Here is an 18191-nt window from a genome sequence, read left to right as displayed (position 1 = left end):
GGAATATGTTCCGGTGTCCCGTCCGTGCCCCTCCGTGCCCTTGCGGCCCAGATCGTCGCACCCCGGCCCCGGGCCCGGCTGCGGGTGTGGTGGTCGTGCCGGTCAGCGGCGGTCGCGGAAGGTGCGGCGGAGGTCGTCGACCCAGGCGTCGGGGACTTCCCAGGGGATGAAGTGGCCGCCGTGGTCGTGGGCGGTGAGGTTGACGGGGTTGAACCAGCCCTCGCGCATCTTGGACCAGAAGCCGACGCGCTGCTCTGTGGTGACGCCGGGCGGGTTCTCGTAGCCGACGAAGGTGATCCCGACGGGGGCCTCGACGACGGGGCGGCGGTCGTGGACGGGGGCCCAGGGGTAGCGGTTGGCGTTGGCGTAATAGCGGATCGAGGTGCCGATCGCGTTGTTCACCCAGTAGATCATCGCGTGGGTGAGCAGGTCGTCCCTGGAGAAGACGGTCTCGACGTCGCCCCCGCAGTCGCTCCAGCTCCACCAGCGTTCCAGCAGCCAGGCCAGCACGCCCACGGGGGAGTCGGTCAGGCCGTAGGCGAGGGTGCTGGGGTCGAGGGTGTGGGCGCACAGGTGGACGGCGTTGCGGCGTTCCACGGCGACGATCTGCTGGTGGATGTCTTCGGGCAGGCCCTCGGGGATGGGTTTGCCGCGGCTGAGGTCCCAGGCACGGTCGCCGGTGAAGAAGTCGAGGTTGAGGCCGGAGCCGATGTGGATCGCGTGCAGCTCGTCGGGGTACTTGTGGCCGAGCTGGCTGGTGATCAGGCCGCCGATGTCGCAGCCGGCGGCGGCGTACTTCTCATGCCCGAGGGTGTCGGTCATGAGGGTGTGCCAGAGGTCGGCGGCCTTCCAGAAGTTCATGTCCGGATGGTTCGGCAGTGGGGTGGAGAAGCCGAAGCCGGGCAGCGAGGGCACGATCACGTCGAAGGCGTCGGCCGGATCGCCGCCGAACGCGGCCGGGTCGGCGAGCGGGTCGATGACCTTGGACCAGTGCCAGAACGTCCAGGGCCAGCCGTGGGTGAGGATCAGCGGCACCGGATCCGGGCCCACGCCGGGCTTGCGCATGAAGTGCACCGGGACGCCGTCGACTTCGGTGCGGTAGTGCTCGTAGGCGTTGAGCGCGGCCTCGGCCTTGCGCCACTCGTACTCGTCGCGCCAGTACTCGGCCAGCTCCTGCAGAAAGGCGCGTCCCACGCCGTAGGACCAGTCGTCGTTGGCGGTGTCGTCCGGCCAGCGGGTCAGCCGCAGCCGAGCGCGGAGGTCCTCAAGGACCCCGTCGGAGACGTGGATCGGGGTGGGCTCCAGCGGGAAACGCACAGAACTGGGCATGGAGGAGTTACCGCCTCGGATGAGAGACCGACGTCGCTTTCGCAGGCTACTGACACCGTCATCACCCCGGGGCCCAGAGCCCAGGGCCCGGGCGCGGAGACCGGCCCGTTGCTCGAACTCGACCAGGGTGGAGCTCTGTTCGGCCGCGATTGACACTCGACCCGGAGCAACCACGTGCCGTGCTCCACCGGCGACCTTGTCGAGGGGCGCCGGGGCAGGCGAAGAAGAAGTCGGTGAGGAAAGACTTTCAGTCAGTCAGCAGGTCATGGCGTACAGCGGAAACGAAGGTGCTGAACGCGCGTGCCGGCATCATGAGTGCGGGACCATTCGGGAACTTGCTGTCACGCACCGGAACGATGCCTGGAAGCAGGTCCTCCGCCACCTCCACGCAGTCGCCCCCCTCTTGATTGCTGTGACTGGACTTGCGCCAGACGGCGGCGCTGAGATCGGGATGGCGTGCGGGAGTCATGGTCGATTTCCTCCATTGCGGCTCTGATCAGCTCTGCGGACGTTCTGGGCGGCAATGCAAGTGCCCTGAGACGCTCGTATGTCACGGCGTAGGTTTCGACGTCCTCTGGCTCTTCGACCAGTTGTCCGGACTCCGCGCCTTCTGTGTACGCCACTTTCGACCTGTCCGGGAGGGTGAGCATCGTGAGCGATCCTCCGAGGGTCGCGTGCTCCCCGCTGCTGAACGGTAGCACCTGCACGGTTACCTGCTGCCCGTCCACCGATTCGAGAAGCCGCGCGAGCTGTGCGCGCATGGCAGCCGCACCGCCGATGCTGCGCCGCAGGACCGATTCGTCCAGCACCACCCACAGATCCAGTCCGTCCGGGCCGTCCAGCTGGTCGTGACGATTCATTCGCGCTGCCAGCCGCTGCTCAAGTTGCTCCGAAGTCCGCAACGTTCGGCCGACCTCCAGCAGCGCTCGCGCATAACCGCTGGTCTGCAGCAGGCCGGGAACGACATGCGCGGCGTACTGATGCATCGTGGTCGCTCGCGCGGACAATTCCATAAAGCGCCGCGACCAGTCCGGAAAGGACTCGCGGTACACATGTGGCCATAGATCCGTGAACAAGTGGTCGGCGCCGAGTTCCTCGTCCAAAAGGCGTGCCAACTCCGCGGTGGGTTTGTGCCCCGTTGCGCGCTCCACCTGTGCGATGCGCGCGCCCACGACGTGAACGCTCCGTCCCAATTCGGCCTGCGTCAGCCCTGCACCCACACGCAGACGGCGCAGACGCGTCCCGAACACCGCTGCCATCGATGACGCGGGGTCAAGGTCGTTGGCCATGAGTTCACACCCCTCTTTACGGGTCGGGCCGTAAAGCCGTTGGGTCTTCTGACCATACGCGCCGAGAGCGACTCTTGATGTACTCAGAGTCAAGACAGGCAGGACTGTTGACAGGCGAGGGGCATGTGGTATGGCAGCGAACCCTGCGGAAGGCCCGGCACACATGAAGTACGACGACGACCTGCCACCCGCCGACGAACTGAACAGGCGAGCAGAGGCGCTGATGGCGCGGATCGACAAGCACCTTGCGCTGCGGGGGCCGCCGTCTTCCGGCACCTCAGCGGCGACTCCCCCCGCAGCAGCAGATCAGGGCGCCCCGCCGGAATGAGGGAGCTGCCAGCACAGACGCCCTGCGAACACCTGCGCACCGTCACGCTGGATGCAATGGGCACATGGGCAACACCTCGCCGGAGCCGGAGCCGGAGCCGGCACCGGACGAAGAAACGTCCGGTGCCGGCTCCTCAGAACGCTCGAACGCCCGGTTACTCAGTGATCGGCAGGTAGACCCTGTTCCCCGTCTCTGCGAACTCGCGGGACTTGGCGAGCATGCCCGCCTGAACCTCCTCCTCGGTGAGCTCGTCCCCCGCATCGGGGCCGAACTTCTCCATCACAGCCTTGCTGATCTTCATCGAGCAGAACTTCGGCCCGCACATCGAGCAGAAGTGCGCCGTCTTCGCCGGTTCGGCCGGCAACGTCGCGTCGTGGAATGCGCGCGCCGTGTCCGGATCGAGCGCCAGGTTGAACTGGTCCTCCCAGCGGAACTCGAAGCGGGCGTCGGAGAGCGCGTCGTCCCACTCCTGCGCGGCGGGATGGCCCTTCGCCAGGTCCGCCGCATGGGCCGCGATCTTGTACGTGATCACACCCGTCTTGACGTCGTCCCGGTCGGGCAGACCCAGATGTTCCTTCGGCGTGACGTAGCAGAGCATCGCGGTGCCCCACCAGCCGATCATCGCCGCGCCGATGCCGCTGGTGATGTGGTCGTAGCCCGGCGCGATGTCGGTCGTGAGCGGACCCAGGGTGTAGAAGGGCGCCTCGTCACAGACCTCCTGCTGACGGTCGACGTTCTCCTTGATCTTGTGCATCGGGACGTGACCGGGCCCCTCGATCATCGTCTGGACGTCGTGCTCCCTGGCGATGCGATTGAGCTCGCCGAGGGTGTCCAGTTCGGCCATCTGCGCCTCGTCGTTGGCGTCCGCGACCGAGCCGGGGCGCAGTCCGTCGCCGAGCGAGAAAGTGACGTCGTAGCTGCGCAGGATGTCGCAGAGCTCCGCGAAGTGCGTGTAGAGGAAGCTCTCTTCGTGGTGCGCGAGGCACCAGGCCGCCATGATCGAACCGCCGCGGGAGACGATGCCGGTCTTGCGGCGGGCCGTCAGCGGCACGTAGCGCAGCAGCACGCCGGCGTGCACCGTCATGTAGTCGACGCCCTGTTCGCACTGCTCGACGACGGTGTCCTTGTAGACCTCCCAGCTCAGCTCCTCAGCCTTGCCGTCCACCTTCTCCAGCGCCTGGTAGAGGGGGACGGTGCCGATGGGCACGGGGGAGTTGCGCAGCACCCACTCGCGTGTCGTGTGGATGTTGCGGCCGGTGGAGAGATCCATGACGGTGTCGGCGCCCCAGCGGGTCGCCCACGTCATCTTCTCCACCTCCTCCTCGATGGACGAGGTGACGGCGGAATTTCCGATGTTGGCGTTGACCTTCACCAGGAAGTTCTTCCCGATGATCATCGGTTCGGTCTCGGGATGGTTGACGTTGGCGGGCAGTACGGCACGGCCCGCCGCGATCTCGTCCCGTACGAACTCGGGCGTGCGCTTCTCGCGCAGCGCCACGTACTCCATCTCCGGTGTCACCAAGCCGCGCTTGGCATAGGCGAGTTGGGAGACGGAAGCGCTTCCGTCGGGGGTTTCGCGTCCACGGCGTCCACGGCGTGGACGGCGGGGACGGCCGGGGAAGACGGCGTCGAGCCCGGCGAGATCGGCCGCTCCGTTCCGGATCAGGCCGCCGCGGGGCGTGGTGTGCTTGATTCCGTCGTCCTCGGGGCGCAGTTCGCGGCCCGCGTACTCCTCGGTGTCGTCGCGTTCGGTGATCCAGTTCTGGCGCAGCGGGGACAGCCCGCGGCGCACGTCGGTGTCGATGGCGGGATCGGTGTACGGCCCGGATGTGTCGTAGAGCGTCACATCCTTGCCGCTGGTGAGGTGCACACGGCGGACCGGGACCCGCAGGTCCGGTCGCGATCCGCTCAGGTAGCCCTTGTGCCAGCCGAGTTCACGAGTTCCGTTCTCGGCCGAGGGCTTACGTGCATCCTGCATGGTCATGCGACCAACTCCCTACGCCGGCATTACCCGGTAACAGGTTCGGCGGTCGACGCAGCCTTTTCCGTGGCCCGTTGGTCCGGGCCGCGGAGGTCAGCGCCCTCTCAGCCCCGTGCTCGGAGCTCCCGCGGTGTGCAAAGGCACCACCACGCTAGTCGTATGACGCGGGTGATGAACAGAGCACCCTTCGGCCAGAGCTTTGCGATGATCGGGGTGTGACTCCGACTCCGCGGTCCCCCTGGGACCGGCACGCATCAGGCTCTTCCGAAGCCGTTCCGGTTCCGGTTCCGGGACAGGAGCGCGACGGGGAACACGGAGTGTCCCGCGCGCAAGGGCACCCGCACGCACCCGCGCAACCGCACCCGACCGGGCACCCGCAGGAACACGGGCAGGGGCACGGGCACCCGCAGGAACACGGGCAGGGGCACGGGCACCCGCAGGGGCACGGGTACGGGCATGCGCACGCGCACGCGCACGGCCACGGTGCCCCCGCGCCCGTCTCGCGGCATCTGCGCAAGGTCATCGCGGCCGTGCTGATCCCCTTCGCCGTGGCCGTCGTCGCCGGGCTCGTGCTGCTGTGGCCGGGCGGTGTGCCGGAGAAGGGCGGCCCGGACGGCGTGGGCTTCGACCGGCCGACCCTGCCGGCGCGAGTGACCGCGGTACGGGTCGTCGACTGCAAGGACGTCAACGCACAGCCGCCCGCACAGCAGCCGGGCCAGTCCGCAGGTCAGTCCGCGGGCGCGGGCGGCGAGCAAGGGGCAGGGAAGGGCGGCGGCACCTGCAAGAAGGCGACCGTCGAGGTCACGGCCGGCAAGGACAAGGGAAGCAAGTTCACCGAGGTCGTCCCGCCGGACGCCACCCGCAGCTTCTCCGCAGGGCAGGAGGTGGTCGTCGCCTACTCCGCGAAGGCTCCACCCGACCTGCGCTACAGCGTCATCGACGTCGACCGTGACTTTCCGATGGTGCTGCTGGCGGGCGTCTTCGCCCTGTTCGTCGTGCTGGTGGGGCGATTGCGCGGACTGCTCGCGCTGACCGGCCTGGCCGTGAGTTTCGCCGTGCTGAGCCTCTTCATCCTGCCCGCGATACTTCAGGGGTCGAATCCCCTGGTGGTGGCCGTCGTCGGGGGCAGCGCGATCATGCTGGCGACGCTGTATCTGTGCCACGGCCTGTCCGCCCGTACCTCCGTGGCCGTCCTCGGCACGCTCATCTCGCTGCTGCTGATCGGCGTGCTCGGCTCGCTCTTCATCGGCTGGGCCCATCTGACGGGCAACACCGACGACCAGACGGGCCTGGTGCACGGCCTGTTCCCCGGAATCGGCATCCAGGGCCTGCTGCTGGCCGGAGTGCTGATCGGCTCACTGGGCGTGCTGGACGACGTGACCGTCACACAGACGTCGGCGGTCTGGGAGCTGAAGGAGGCCGACCCGGCCGCCGGCTGGCGGAAGCTGTACGGAGCGGCGATGCGCATCGGCCGCGACCACATCGCCTCTGTGGTCAACACCCTCGTGCTCGCCTACGCGGGTGCCGCGTTGCCGCTGATGCTGCTGTTCTCCATCGCCCGCAGCGGTGTGACGACGGTCGCCACGAGCGAGGTCGTCGCGGAGGAGATCGTCCGTACGCTCGTCGGCTCGATCGGGCTGGTCGCCTCGGTGCCTGTGACGACGCTGCTGGCCGCCCTGGTCGTCTCCTCGGACCGGCACCGTTCCGCGTCGGCTGCGTCCGCGTCCGCGCCCGCGTCGGCGGCGGCTGCGTCGTCCGCGGCGGGCGGTGCCGGCGCGACCGCCGGTACGCAGGTACGCACGGACCCGTCCGCGCGCACGGCAGTGCCCGTACGTACGGAGGCCGAGGTCACCACTCGTCGCGGCGGGAAGAGGAGGAAGCCGAAGTGAAGTGACGCACGAGGTAGATGAGGCCGCCGACGAGGGCGGCGAAGATCAGCACCTTGAAGAGCACGCCGATCAGGAAGCCGATGATGCTGGCGATCACGCCGCTGAAGACTATGACCGCGATGACCGGGATCGCGACCCACTTCACCCACCACGGCAGGCTTCTCATGATCCCTTTGGCGTCCATGCACGGCTCCTGTCGGGAGGGCCGGACCGCTCGTCGCGGACCGGCGCGGTACGGCTGCGCCGGCGGCACCACTCTGCCGCCGCTCACCATCGATGCTAGAGCGCCCGGGAGCCTGCCGGGAGTGCCGCCGACCCCGGCACTTCCCTGAACCGTCCCCCACCGGAACCCTGAGCCGGCAGGGCAGGCGCGCACGCAGGGAGCAGCCTTCAGCTCTCGGGCGGCGCGAAGACGACCATCACCCGCAGATCCTCGGCGATGTGGTGGAACTTGTGCGGCACTCCGGCCGGCACATACACGACGCTGCCGCGCGCGACCGCGGTCGTCTCGTTCCCCACGGTGATCGCCCCGCGGCCGCTGACGACGAAGTACACCTCGTCCTGTTTGTGCGGCTGCTGGGTGTCGGCCGTGCCCCGGTCCAGGGCGTAGAGCCCGACGGACATGTGGCGCTCCCGCAGGAACTGAAGGTACGCCCCCTCGTGCACGAGCCGCTGAGCCTCCAGCTCCTCCAGCCGGAACTCCTTCATCTCCCCGCCCACCCCTTGTCCTTCGACCTCGTCCGCCCGTCGCCTGCCGCCGAGTTCACGGGTCACCTGTGACCCGGGAGTCCGGCTCTGCCACGATCACACTATGACGAACTTCCTCATCAAGACGCTCGCGAATGCGGCCGCCCTCGCGGTGGCCACCTGGCTGGTGTCCGGCATCGAACTCACCGGCACCGACACCGGCTCGAAGACGGTGACTCTGATCGTCGTGGCGTTGATCTTCGGCGTCGTGAACTTCGTGGTCAAGCCGCTACTGAAGTTCATCTCGCTGCCGCTCCTGGTGCTCACCCTCGGCCTGTTCACGCTGGTGATCAACGCGCTGATGCTGATGCTCACCTCCTGGGTGGCGGACCAGGTCGACGTGAACTTCCATGTGGACGGCTTCGGAACGGCGTTCCTCGGCGGCCTGATCATCTCGATCGTCGCGTGGGCGCTCCACATGGTCCTCCCCGACCGGGACTGACAGGCCACCGGCAGCGCGTCGGACGGCACCCGGACAGGCAGCAGCCGCACGCCGGGCCGCCACCCCGACCTCCCCCGCACCCGCAGGCCGCAACTGAGCACGCACACAGCGAGCACGGAGAGCGCATGGACACCTTCCGCGTCTGTTTCGTCTGCACCGGCAACATCTGCCGCTCACCCATGGCCGAGGCCGTCTTCCGCTCCCATGTGACGGACGCCGGCCTGGAGGGCCGGATCGCGGTGGCCAGCGCGGGCACCGGCGGCTGGCACGTCGGCGACCCGGCCGACCCCCGCACGGCCGGCACGCTGGAGTCCGCCGGATACGAACTGGTCCACTCCGCAAGGCAGTTCGACCCCGGATGGTTCGAGGAGTACGACCTGGTGGTCGCACTCGACGAAGGGCACGAGCGCGAGCTGCGCGCCATGGCCCCCACCTCCCGCGACGCCGCGAAGGTACGGCTGCTGCGCAGTTACGACCCGACCGCCTCGGAGCGCGACGGCTTCGGGCTCGACGTGCCCGACCCGTACTACGGCGGCACACAGGGCTTCGACGAGGTGCTGCGGCTCGTGGAGGCCGCCGTGCCCGGCCTGCTCTCCGAGGTGGCCGCGACGCTGGACGGGGGCGAGAGACCCGCGGACGGCGGGCACACCGCGCACACCGCGCACACCGCGCGCGCCACGGGCGCCGCGCGAGGCGCTGACGGCGGCCGGCACCGGGAAGAGGCCGGCTGATGCCCGCGCTCGCCGACCGCGTCGCGCAGCTGACCGGCGCCGACGAAGCCACCCGCGCGTTCCCCGTCGACGGCGGGGACGTCTGCGACGCCTGGAGCATCATGCTGCGGGGCGGGCCGCACGGCATGCACCGCAAGGTGTTCGCGAAGACGCTGTCCGAAAGCCCGCCCGGCTTCTTCGCCGCGGAGGCCGCCGGGCTCACCCTCCTCGCCGTGACCGGAACCGTCGCCGTGCCGGACGTGCTCGCCGTCGAGGACGACCTGCTCGTACTGGAGTGGCTGGAGCCGGGGGAGCCCACCGCCGAGCAGGCCGACCGCCTCGGGCGTGACCTGGCCGCGCTGCACGGGACGACCGCCCTGTCCTACGGAACTCCCGGCCGTACGGCCTACATCGGCCCTCTCACGCTGCCCTCGCCCTCCGCGCCCGTCACCGATCCCGCCGAGTGGCCCGCCTTCCACGCCGAGTACCGGCTGCTGCCGTTCCTGCGCCAGGCCGTCGACAGCGGCGGCATCGAACCGTCCGACGCCCGCGACGTCGAGCAGGTGTGCGAGCGGATCGACGAGATCGCCGGACCGCCGCAGCCTCCGGCCCTCATCCACGGCGACCTGTGGTCCGGCAACGTGCACTGGACGACCGGCGACGCCGCTGCTCCCGGCGGCACCGCCGGCGCCCGCGCCCGCCTCATCGACCCCGCAGCGCAGGGCGGCCATCCGGAGACCGACCTGGCCTTCCTGCAGCTGTTCGGCTGCCCCCAGATCTCCCGTATCCTCGCCGCGTACGACGAGGTACGTCCCGTCGAGGACCGCGCCGAGCGGGTCCCCCTCCACCAGCTCCACCATCTGCTGGTGCACGCGGTCCTCTTCCAGTCCGGTTACGGCGCTCTGTGCGGGGCCACCGCGCGCGCCGCACTGGGCTGAGGGAACGGTCACGGGCACCGGAACAGGCACCCCGGCCGCCACGGACACACGCACCAGGGGAGAGCACCACCATGACCAGTGACAGCGACGCCACCAGAGTCGTACGGGCGGGCCTCCCGGAGGAGCAGCCGTACGAACCGCCGCTGCCCGGCCCCGTCTTCGCGGCGCACTACCACCTGCCCGGCGATGTCGCCGCCGCTCCCTACGCGTACGGGCGCGACGCCAACCCCACCTGGAGCGCCCTCGAACGCGCCATCGGCGAACTGGAGTCGCCGCCCGGAGGCGAAGGCGACGAGCAGGTGCACACCGTCGCCTTCGCCTCCGGCATGGGCGCGATCTCCGCCGTGCTGCTCTCCGGGGCGCGCCCCGGCAGCGTCGTCGTGCTGCCCGACGACGGCTACAACCTCCTCGTACCGATGCGGGAGCGGCTGAGCGCTCTCGGCGTCGAGGTGCGCACCGCGCCGACCGCCGGTGACGCCCAACTCGGCCGGCTCGACGGTGCGTCGCTGCTGTGGATCGAATCGCCGTCCAACCCCGGTCTGGACGTGTGCGACATCCGGCGGCTTGCCGACGCCGCCCACGAACGCGGCGCGCTGGTGGCCGTCGACAACACCCTCGCGACACCGCTCGGTCAGCGTCCGCTCGGACTCGGCGCCGACTTCTCCGTGGCCAGCGGCACGAAGGCGCTCACCGGGCACGGCGATGTGCTGCTGGGCCATGTCAGCTGCCGGGACGCGGAGTTGGCCGCTTCCGTACGTCAGTGGCGCAAGCTGGTGGGAGCCATCCCCGGACCGATGGAGGCCTGGCTCGCGCACCGTTCGCTGGCGACGCTCGATGTGCGTACGCAGCGGCAGGCCGCCGGAGCCCTCGCGGTCGCCGGGGCGTTGCTGGACCGCCCCGAGGTCACAGGCGTGCGCCATCCCGGACTGCCCGGCGATCCCGCACACGGGACGGCCGTGCGGCAGATGCGGCGGTTCGGCTGCGTCGTCTCCTTCACGCTGCCGGGCAAGGAGCACGCCGAGCGTTTCCTCGGGGCGCTGCGCCTCGTCGACGAGGCGACCAGCTTCGGCGGTGTCCGCTCGACGGCGGAGCGGCGCGGACGGTGGGGCGGGGACGCCGTGCCGGAGGGCTTCGTGCGGCTGTCGGTGGGCGTGGAGGACCCGGACGATCTCGTCGCGGACGTCGTCCGCGCACTGGACGTGGCCGCCCGATAGGGCAGCACCTTCCTGCCGGTCCTGTCCCCTTCTGCCTTTCCTGCCTGTCCTGGCCTCCTGCCTTCTTGCCGCCTGTTCTGCGCTGCGCCTGTCCTGCGCCGGTCCTACTCCGGTCTGTGCTCGGGCCCGCCGTAGTCGGGGCTGGAGTAGTCCGGGCTGGAGTACCGCGGGCGGAGGCTCTCGTGCTCCTTGCCGTCCGACGGACTGCGGCTGGAGAAGTCCGGGCCGGAGTAGCCGAGCCGCGGCGTGCGCTCCTCGTCGTGCGGTGCTTCGCGGGTGGACGCGGCGGCGGAAGTACCGGCGCCTTCGCGGCCGTTGCCGGCGCGCCCGCCGTGGCTGCCGCCGCCGGACGGTTGCCCGGCCAGCGCGTCCGCGAGGAACGGGACTATGCCGTGCTCCAGCAGCGCCTCGCGCCACACCGCGCGGGCCGCGGAGACCTCCCTGGCCAGACGGGACTCGGCTGCCGTGCCGTCGGCGGTGCCGCCGCCCGCGGCCGACGCGTCATCGGTCCGGTTCCGGCGCGCGGCCGCGCCGTTGCGCACGGCCGTCAGCCACAGCTCGGCCATGGCGACGACGATCCCGGCGGCGGCCAGTATGGCGAAGACCCAGCCCGCGTCCCGCATCGGCTCGGCGATGGACGGTTCGGGCGAGACCACCCGCAGCAGATTGCCGATCAGGAGGAAGATGACGGCCGCCGTCCCCGCCAGCAGCGGGACCAGCACGGAGACCATCGCGAGCAGTCCGGCTCCCGTCGTCTCGCCGACGCCCTCGCCCACACCGGCCAGGCTCAGCCCGCCTCCCCCGCCGCGCTGTTCGCCGTCCTCGCGGCGTTCGCCGCCCTCGGTCCCGGCCTGCGGATCCGACGAGGACGAGGCGGAGGCCGAGGCCGAGGACGACAGCGGCGATGAAGTGTCAACTGCCGGTTGCCGCAGCTGAGTTCGCAGGGCCACGTACTGCTCGTACTCGTCGGCCGCGTCCGCGGCGATGGCGGTGGCGGCGCTGAGGGCCATCACGCGCAGCTGCTGTGCGCTGATCTGCTCGCCCACTGCCGCCAGGGCAGGTCGCTTGTCTGCCTCGCGCAGTGCCTCGTCGACGGCCCGCTCGAACTCGGGCCGGTCTTCGGGCAGCAGGTGCGGAGCAGTGTTCATGTGCATCCCCCGATGCTCCGTAGGGCCTTCCGGTGCCGATGGGCACCGCCCGGGCCGACAGGCCCAGGGGGAGGGCGGGGCAGCCACAGCGAGGGTAGAGGAATTCGCAGCGGCAGAACCGATATTAGAGGGAGTCCGGCACTTCCTGAGAGAGAGTTTCCGGTAATTGCCTCTTCCCGGCAACGTGTTCTGCGCCCCTGTGCGCCCGCCTGTGCCCGCGTACGCCCGCCTTTTCCCTGGGCCTGTCGGCCCGACGGGGGTCCCCAGCCGGGCGAGGTTCGGTCCCCCAGCTGTGCCAGGGGGAGAGTCCCCCAGGCTATTCGCCCAACGGCAGCTGTGTGACGAGGAGTTTCCCGTCCATGGTCACACCGCCGTCCATCGCGATGGCGAGCCCGTCGGCGTACAGGTGCGGGCCGGTCACCTCGGGGAGGACGTCCTCGTCCCCGTCCGCGCCCTCGGCGGCCTCACCGGAACCGTTGGCGGCGAACTCCCCGAGCAGGTACGGGATGGGGCTGTGCCCGTGCACGATCTGACGGCCGCCGAAGACGGTGAGCAGCTCGCGCGCCGCCAGGGAGCCCGTCTCGTCGCGGAAGGCGAAGCGCTTGGTGAACTTGCGGAACAGGTCCCAGGTCTCGTCCGCGTCGTTGCGCTGCAGGGCCTCGGTGATGGCGTCGTTCACGGCCTCGATCGTGCTGCCGTAGTCGAGATAGCAGGTGGCATCCGAGTGCAGCAGGAGGTGCCCGTCGGCCAGCGCCATCGCGTCGAGGCGTGACATCCACTGGATGTGATGGTCCTCCAGCCGTTCCATGTCGGAGCGCTGGCCGCCGTTGAGCAGCCACGCCGCCTGGAACGAGGCAGTGCCGGCGCTGGAGTTGACGGGCGTGTCCCCGAACTTCTTGGCGCCGATCAGCAGCAGTTCGTGGTTGCCCATCAGGGCCTTGCAGTAGCCGCCGGCCGCCGCGGCCTGCGCGGAGAGGTTCATCACGAGGTCGATGACGCCGATGCCGTCGGGGCCGCGGTCGGTGAAGTCGCCGAGGAACCACAGCCGGGTGCTGCCCGCGGCCCAGTTGTCCTGGCTGTCGGTGATTCCGGCGCTGTGCAGCGCGGCGCGGAGTTCGTCGAGATAGCCGTGGACGTCGCCGACGACGTAGAGCGGGCCCTCGCCCTCCTCGACGACGGGATGCACGGCCACGTCGACGAGCGTCGGTTCGTGCCCTTCGTCCTCCGCGCCGCTGCCGACGACCGGCAGATCGCGCTCGGTCGGGGTGTATCCGTCGCCGGGCTCGTCGGAACTCCCCTCTTCCCGCGCGGGAGCCGCCCTCTGGAGCGAAGGGTGCGCACGGTGCTCCGGATGTGCGGGCGGTGTTCCCGGAGCCCCTGGGCCGTGCGTGGCGGCACCGCCTTCCTGCAGCATCCCGGGTCCCTGACCGGCCCCCTGAGTCATCGACCCCTCCACCATCGCGCGCCGCCGTGCACCTGTCCGGACCTCGCCCTGCCTGCTTCGGCGGGGATACCCGCCCGTTGCCTGTCACGCCGACCCACTGGTCCACGGTCGCACAGACCGGGGTCGGGTTCCGGTGTCGTGCGACCCATCATAGGAACGCCGGTAGCGGCTTGTGACGCACCTGGGGGTGGCAATTGCGGCCCGGCGGCCAGGGGGTGGCGCATTCCTCCGGGAATTCCCCTCTCGTCCGCGGGCGCTGCCGTGGCCCGGATGGCCGCCAGACGCCCGCCAGACGCCCGCAGGATCAGTCGGTCACGGGCGCGGGCCCGGATCCGGGGGAGCGCGGCGCGCTGACGGTGGTGCGGGGCGGCCGGCGCTGCGACGACGTACGGACGATCAAATCGGTGGGCATCACCTGCTGTACGGGTGCGTCGTTGCCGATGCCCTCGATGGCGTCGATGAGGAGCTGGATGACCGTGTTGCCGATGCGGCCGGGCTTGAGCGAGAGCGTGGTGATGGGCGGCTCGGTCGTGGCGTAGACGCTGGACTCGCTGCAGCAGACCAGCAGCAGGTCCTCGGGTACGCGCAGTCCGTAGCGCCTGGCCGCCGCGAGCAGGTCCGTGCCGTTGGGGTCGAAGAGCCCGTACACCGCGTCCGGGCGGTCGGGCCTGGCGAGCAGCCGGTCGGCGGCCACGGCGCCCGCGCACGGGTCGTGCGCCGGGTAGTGCTCGTAGACGGGTTCCTGGCCGACGCGGGCGCACCAGTCGAAGTACGCGGTGGTCGACAGCCGCGTGTAGGTGTCGGTGCTGGTGCCGGTCAGCAGCCCGATGCGGCGGGCGCCGGCCTCGGCGAGGTGGTCGAGGAGGCCCTGGACGGCTTCCTCGTGGTCGTTGTCGACCCAGGCCGTTACGGGAAGCGCGCCGCCGGGGCGCCCGTCGGACACGACGGGAAGTCCGGAGCGGACCAGTTCGGTGACGACCGGGTCCTCGTCGGAGGGGTCGATGACGACGGTGCCGTCCAGCGCGACGTTCGACCAAAGGTCGTGCCGCGAGGTGGCGGGCAGGATGACCAGTGCGTACCCGCGGGCGAGCGCGGCCGAGGTGGCCGCCCTGGCCATCTCGGCGAAGTATGCGAACTCGGTGAAGGTGAACGGTTCTTCGCCGTACGTGGTGACGGTGAGCCCGATCAGGCCGGACTTGCCGGTGCGGAGTGTGCGGGCCGCGGCCGAGGGCCGGTAGCCGAGGCGCTGGGCCACCTCGCGCACATGGCTGCGGGTGGCGTCGGGGAGGCGGCCTTTTCCGTTGAGCGCGTCGGAGACAGTGGTGATCGAGACGCCGGCCGCGGCGGCGACATCGCGGATGCCCGCGCGCCCGCTCAGCCGGCTCCCCCCGTGTGCCCGGCGCGAGGCCGGTGCCCGGCCCACCTGATGCTTCTCTGCTGCTGTCATGGCGCCCCGATCGTAGGCCCGTGGCGGAGGGGGTGCTGGCCACTTCCGGGGGACCCCAGAAGGCACGATTCTGCATGTGCGACCACGGCCAACTGCCTTGGAATACACGCCAGTTGACGACCCATCACGAACTTTGGCGGACTCGGCGGGCGATTGTGCCCCCGGATACGGCGATGTTGCGAGGAGGTCTCAACTCACCTTCATGAGTGACGCGCGCCACGGCTCAAGCCACCGGCGCGGAAGTGCGTCAGGGGGCTTGCGGCGTACACGTGCACGCCCCCTGGACGGTGTCCCCCAAGTCCTCCGCCGGACTCCGTCCGTCCGGAGTCCAGGGAATCAAGGGAATACGGACGCTGCCTCGACGACGCCCCCTTGCCTGATTCCTCTTAGGGTTAGCAGCATTGGTGTCGGCGGCAGGGACGAGGAGGAGTCAGCGGTGAGCGAGAAGAAGCCCAGGCTGCGCAGCGCGCTCGAAGGCATCCCCACCTACAAGCCGGGCCGGCCGGCCGCTTCGGGGCCCGCCGCGTACAAGCTGTCCTCGAACGAGAACCCGTACCCGCCGCTCCCCGGCGTGCTGGAGACGTTGACCGCCGCTGCCGGCGCCGCCAACCGCTACCCGGACATGGCCTGCACCGGTCTCATGGAGGCGGTCGCGGACCGCTTCGGCGTCCCCGTCGAGCATGTGGCCACCGGCACCGGCTCGGTCGGGGTCGCACAGCAGCTGCTGCAGTGCACGGCAGGCCCCGGCGACGAAGTGATCTACGCCTGGCGCTCCTTCGAGGCCTATCCGATCATCACCCAGATCTCGGGCGCCGCTTCTGTGCAGGTTCCCCTGACGGACGGCGAGGAGCACGACCTGGACGCCATGGCCGGCGCCGTCACCGACCGCACCCGCCTGATCTTCGTCTGCAACCCCAACAACCCCACGGGCGTGGCCATCCCCGGGGACGCCCTGGAGCGGTTCCTCGACCGGGTGCCGGACGACGTGCTGGTCGTGCTGGACGAGGCCTACCGCGAGTTCGTACGGGACGAGAGCGTCGTCGACGGCCTGGATCTCTACCGCGACCGCCCCAACGTGTGCGTGCTGCGCACCTTCTCCAAGGCCTACGGCCTGGCCGGCCTCCGGGTCGGCTTCGCCGTCGCCCACGAGCCGGTCGCCACGGCGCTGCGCAAGACGGCCGTGCCCTTCGGCGTCAGCCAGCTCGCCCAGGACGCCGCGGTCGCCTCGCTGCGCAGCGAGAACGAACTGCTGGAGAGGGTCGAGGCGCTCGTGGCGGAGCGTGCGCGCGTCTCGCGTGAACTGGTCGCCCAGGGCTGGACCGTGCCGGAGTCGCACGCCAACTTCGTCTGGCTGCGGCTCGGCGACCGTACGAGCGCCTTCGCGGCGGCCTGTGAGCAGGCGGGCGTGATGATCCGGCCGTTCCCGGGCGAGGGGGTGCGGGTCTCGGTGGGGGAGACGGAGGCGAACGAGATCTTCCTGCAGACCGCCGCCGCCTTCCGCAAGAGCGAGTTCTGACGCCCGCGCTCCGCGCCCGCTGACGGCCACCGCACCTGGGGTGCGGTGGCCGTCCGGCGCGCTTTCGGACCCCCCTCGTCCTGTCCGAAAAGACCGGTCGTAGTATTTCTTGTGAATGTGAACTCATTCACGAGCACCACTTGTGGTCCGGTTATTCCTGTCCGAACGCGGACGAAGCTCCACTCCGGACGCCGGCCACAGCCGCGAGGCAAAGGAGACAGCCGGTGGAGATGACAGCACTGGCGCCGGAGACCCTGGCGCGCTGGCAGTTCGGCGTCACGACCGTCTACCACTTCCTGTTCGTTCCCCTGACGATCTCGCTCGCCTCGCTCGTCGCGGGCCTGGAGACGGCATGGGTGCGCACGGGCAAGGAGAAGTACCTCAGAGCCGCCAAGTTCTGGGGCAAGCTCTTCCTGATCAACATCGCAATGGGCGTGGTGACCGGCATCCTCCAGGAGTTCCAGTTCGGGATGAACTGGTCGGACTACTCGCGTTTCGTCGGAGACGTCTTCGGTGCGCCCCTCGCCTTCGAGGCGCTCATCGCGTTCTTCTTCGAGTCCACCTTCATCGGCCTGTGGATCTTCGGCTGGGACAAGCTGCCCAAGCGGATCCACGCGGCGTGCATGTGGATGGTGGCCGCCGGCACCGTGCTGTCCGCGTACTTCATCCTGGCGGCCAACTCCTGGATGCAGCACCCCGTCGGCTACCGCATGAACCCCTCGAGCGGCCGCGCCGAACTCACCGACTTCGTACGGGTGCTCACGCAGAACACGGCGGTCGCGCAGTTCGCGCACACCCTCGTCGCCGCCTTCCTCACCGGCGGGGCGTTCATGGTCGGTATCGCCGCGTACCACCTGATGCGTGGACGGCACGTCGCCGTGATGCGCTCCTCGCTGCGGCTCGGGCTGGTCACGATGGCCGTCGCCGGGGTGCTCACCGCCGTCACCGGCGACCGGCTCGGGAAGATCATGTACGACCAGCAGCCGATGAAGATGGCAGCCGCCGAAGCGCTCTGGGAGACCAAGGGGCCCGCGCCGTTCTCGCTCTTCGCCTACGGCGACGTGGGCCCCCCGAAGACCGGCCACAACAAGGTCGCCGTGGAGATCCCCGGACTGCTCTCCTTCCTCGCGCACGACAACTTCTCCGAACCCGTCCCCGGCATCAAGGACACCGAGGACGCGCTGCGTGAGAAGTACGGCGGCAAGCTCGACATCGCCGACTACCGGCCCAACATCCCGCTCGCCTACTGGTCGTTCCGGTGGATGATCGGATTCGGGATGTCCTCCTTCGCGCTCGGCGCCGCCGGGCTGTACCTCACCCGCCGCAGGCTCTGGCTCTCACCTCGGCTGCGTACGTCCGACGAGGAGGTGCCGCGGCTCGCCCTCACCCGCGAGCGCGAACTCGGCCCCGCCCTCACCGGCTGGTACTGGCGGCTCGCCCTGCTGACCCTCGCGTTCCCGCTGATCGCCAACTCCTGGGGCTGGATCTTCACCGAGACCGGCCGGCAGCCCTGGGTCGTCTACGGCGTGCTGCCGACCGCCGCGGGCGTCTCGCCCAGCGTCAGCCAGGCGGAGGTCGTCACCTCCATGAGCGTCTTCATCGCCCTGTACGCGGCGCTCGCCGTCATCGAGGTCAAGCTGCTGGCGAAGTACGTCAAGGCCGGACCGCCCGAGCTGACCGACTCGGACCTCAACCCGCCCACCAGGATCGGCGGTCACGACACCGACGACCCCGACCGTCCCATGGCCTTCTCCTACTGACGTCTTCTT

17 protein-coding genes are annotated in these 18191 nt (G+C 70.0%); 8 read left to right on the top strand and 9 right to left on the bottom strand.

Going from position 1 to position 18191, the window contains the following annotated elements; genetic code table 11:
* Positions 1–102 precede the first annotated feature (102 nt).
* The 3 genes from ACSMXX_RS15085 to ACSMXX_RS15075 all read right to left on the bottom strand — a co-directional run bounded on the left by ACSMXX_RS15085 (position 103) and on the right by ACSMXX_RS15075 (position 2618).
* The gene (locus tag ACSMXX_RS15085) at positions 103–1329 is read right to left on the bottom strand and encodes an epoxide hydrolase family protein (RefSeq protein ID WP_473184539.1); all 1227 of its coding nucleotides are present in this window, start codon (positions 1327–1329) and stop codon (positions 103–105) included.
* Between the two features lie 247 nt (positions 1330–1576).
* A complete protein-coding gene (locus ACSMXX_RS15080) occupies positions 1577–1711 on the bottom strand; it encodes a DUF397 domain-containing protein (protein ID WP_473184790.1) in 135 nt (44 codons plus the stop codon).
* Entirely contained in the window at positions 1671–2618 is a 948-nt protein-coding gene (locus tag ACSMXX_RS15075; protein WP_473184538.1) for a helix-turn-helix domain-containing protein, read from the bottom strand. Before ACSMXX_RS15075 ends, ACSMXX_RS15080 begins: the two co-directional genes overlap by 41 nt.
* A gap of 130 nt (positions 2619–2748) precedes the next feature.
* Between ACSMXX_RS15075 and ACSMXX_RS15070 the strand changes: the two genes are divergently transcribed.
* The gene (locus tag ACSMXX_RS15070; protein WP_473184537.1) at positions 2749–2946 is read left to right on the top strand and encodes a hypothetical protein; all 198 of its coding nucleotides are present in this window, start codon (positions 2749–2751) and stop codon (positions 2944–2946) included.
* Positions 2947–3100: 154 nt separating this feature from the next.
* On the opposite strand, the gene thiC is transcribed toward ACSMXX_RS15070, so the two are convergent.
* Positions 3101–4930, bottom strand: a complete 1830-nt coding sequence (gene thiC / locus ACSMXX_RS15065; protein WP_473184536.1) for a phosphomethylpyrimidine synthase ThiC — start codon at positions 4928–4930, stop codon at positions 3101–3103.
* A gap of 314 nt (positions 4931–5244) precedes the next feature.
* Between thiC and ACSMXX_RS15060 the strand changes: the two genes are divergently transcribed.
* Complete coding sequence (locus ACSMXX_RS15060; protein WP_473184535.1) at positions 5245–6816, top strand: YibE/F family protein; 1572 nt, start codon at positions 5245–5247, stop codon at positions 6814–6816.
* Here the strand turns inward: ACSMXX_RS15060 and ACSMXX_RS15055 are convergent.
* A complete protein-coding gene (locus tag ACSMXX_RS15055; protein WP_473184534.1) occupies positions 6776–7000 on the bottom strand; it encodes a DUF5326 family protein in 225 nt (74 codons plus the stop codon). The genes ACSMXX_RS15060 and ACSMXX_RS15055 overlap by 41 nt on opposite strands.
* A 206-nt stretch (positions 7001–7206) precedes the next feature.
* Complete coding sequence (locus ACSMXX_RS15050) at positions 7207–7524, bottom strand: cupin domain-containing protein (RefSeq protein WP_473184789.1); 318 nt, start codon at positions 7522–7524, stop codon at positions 7207–7209.
* Between the two features lie 103 nt (positions 7525–7627).
* Between ACSMXX_RS15050 and ACSMXX_RS15045 the strand changes: the two genes are divergently transcribed.
* From ACSMXX_RS15045 to ACSMXX_RS15030, 4 genes are all read left to right on the top strand, one after another.
* Positions 7628–8005, top strand: coding sequence for a phage holin family protein (locus tag ACSMXX_RS15045; RefSeq protein ID WP_473184533.1), 378 nt, complete (start codon positions 7628–7630; stop codon positions 8003–8005).
* A gap of 125 nt (positions 8006–8130) precedes the next feature.
* Positions 8131–8736, top strand: coding sequence for a low molecular weight protein-tyrosine-phosphatase (locus ACSMXX_RS15040; protein WP_473184532.1), 606 nt, complete (start codon positions 8131–8133; stop codon positions 8734–8736).
* Positions 8736–9653, top strand: a complete 918-nt coding sequence (locus ACSMXX_RS15035; protein WP_473184531.1) for a fructosamine kinase family protein — start codon at positions 8736–8738, stop codon at positions 9651–9653. Before ACSMXX_RS15040 ends, ACSMXX_RS15035 begins: the two co-directional genes overlap by 1 nt.
* Positions 9654–9724: 71 nt before the next feature.
* On the top strand, positions 9725–10867 hold the full coding sequence (locus ACSMXX_RS15030; RefSeq protein ID WP_473184530.1) for a cystathionine gamma-lyase: 1143 nt from the start codon (positions 9725–9727) through the stop codon (positions 10865–10867).
* Positions 10868–10971: 104 nt separating this feature from the next.
* Here the strand turns inward: ACSMXX_RS15030 and ACSMXX_RS15025 are convergent, their stop codons facing one another.
* From ACSMXX_RS15025 to ACSMXX_RS15015, 3 genes are all read right to left on the bottom strand, one after another.
* Positions 10972–12021, bottom strand: a complete 1050-nt coding sequence (locus ACSMXX_RS15025; protein WP_473184529.1) for a hypothetical protein — start codon at positions 12019–12021, stop codon at positions 10972–10974.
* 310 nt (positions 12022–12331) lie between these two features.
* Positions 12332–13459 carry a metallophosphoesterase gene (locus tag ACSMXX_RS15020; protein WP_473184528.1) on the bottom strand — a complete coding sequence of 376 codons (1128 nt, stop codon included), beginning with the start codon at positions 13457–13459 and terminating at the stop codon, positions 12332–12334.
* A gap of 304 nt (positions 13460–13763) precedes the next feature.
* Positions 13764–14906 (bottom strand): LacI family DNA-binding transcriptional regulator, encoded by a 1143-nt coding sequence (locus ACSMXX_RS15015; protein ID WP_473184527.1) that lies wholly within the window; start codon positions 14904–14906, stop codon positions 13764–13766.
* 436 nt (positions 14907–15342) lie between these two features.
* Between ACSMXX_RS15015 and hisC the strand changes: the two genes are divergently transcribed.
* Both hisC and ACSMXX_RS15005 read left to right on the top strand, forming a co-directional pair.
* Positions 15343–16422 (top strand): histidinol-phosphate transaminase, encoded by a 1080-nt coding sequence (hisC, locus tag ACSMXX_RS15010; RefSeq protein ID WP_473184526.1) that lies wholly within the window; start codon positions 15343–15345, stop codon positions 16420–16422.
* Between the two features lie 230 nt (positions 16423–16652).
* Complete coding sequence (locus tag ACSMXX_RS15005; protein WP_473184788.1) at positions 16653–18182, top strand: cytochrome ubiquinol oxidase subunit I; 1530 nt, start codon at positions 16653–16655, stop codon at positions 18180–18182.
* Positions 18183–18191 lie beyond the last annotated feature (9 nt).

Source organism: Streptomyces sp. DSM 116795, from assembly GCF_055792905.1.
This window is presented reverse-complemented; position numbering and strand designations above follow the sequence as displayed.

What these genes read in the sequence shown, in the direction of transcription:
- ACSMXX_RS15005 (WP_473184788.1), top strand. Translation starts at nt 16,653, where the DNA reads ATGACAGCACTGGCGCCGGAGACCCTGGCGCGCTGGCAGTTCGGCGTC.
- ACSMXX_RS15035 (WP_473184531.1), top strand. Translation starts at nt 8,736, where the DNA reads ATGCCCGCGCTCGCCGACCGCGTCGCGCAGCTGACCGGCGCCGACGAA.
- ACSMXX_RS15025 (WP_473184529.1), bottom strand. Translation starts at nt 12,021, where the DNA reads ATGCACATGAACACTGCTCCGCACCTGCTGCCCGAAGACCGGCCCGAG.
- ACSMXX_RS15085 (WP_473184539.1), bottom strand. Translation starts at nt 1,329, where the DNA reads ATGCCCAGTTCTGTGCGTTTCCCGCTGGAGCCCACCCCGATCCACGTC.
- ACSMXX_RS15015 (WP_473184527.1), bottom strand. Translation starts at nt 14,906, where the DNA reads ATGACAGCAGCAGAGAAGCATCAGGTGGGCCGGGCACCGGCCTCGCGC.
- thiC (WP_473184536.1), bottom strand. Translation starts at nt 4,930, where the DNA reads ATGACCATGCAGGATGCACGTAAGCCCTCGGCCGAGAACGGAACTCGT.
- ACSMXX_RS15040 (WP_473184532.1), top strand. Translation starts at nt 8,131, where the DNA reads ATGGACACCTTCCGCGTCTGTTTCGTCTGCACCGGCAACATCTGCCGC.
- ACSMXX_RS15050 (WP_473184789.1), bottom strand. Translation starts at nt 7,524, where the DNA reads ATGAAGGAGTTCCGGCTGGAGGAGCTGGAGGCTCAGCGGCTCGTGCAC.
- ACSMXX_RS15020 (WP_473184528.1), bottom strand. Translation starts at nt 13,459, where the DNA reads ATGACTCAGGGGGCCGGTCAGGGACCCGGGATGCTGCAGGAAGGCGGT.
- ACSMXX_RS15030 (WP_473184530.1), top strand. Translation starts at nt 9,725, where the DNA reads ATGACCAGTGACAGCGACGCCACCAGAGTCGTACGGGCGGGCCTCCCG.
- ACSMXX_RS15070 (WP_473184537.1), top strand. Translation starts at nt 2,749, where the DNA reads ATGGCAGCGAACCCTGCGGAAGGCCCGGCACACATGAAGTACGACGAC.
- ACSMXX_RS15045 (WP_473184533.1), top strand. Translation starts at nt 7,628, where the DNA reads ATGACGAACTTCCTCATCAAGACGCTCGCGAATGCGGCCGCCCTCGCG.
- ACSMXX_RS15055 (WP_473184534.1), bottom strand. Translation starts at nt 7,000, where the DNA reads ATGGACGCCAAAGGGATCATGAGAAGCCTGCCGTGGTGGGTGAAGTGG.
- ACSMXX_RS15075 (WP_473184538.1), bottom strand. Translation starts at nt 2,618, where the DNA reads ATGGCCAACGACCTTGACCCCGCGTCATCGATGGCAGCGGTGTTCGGG.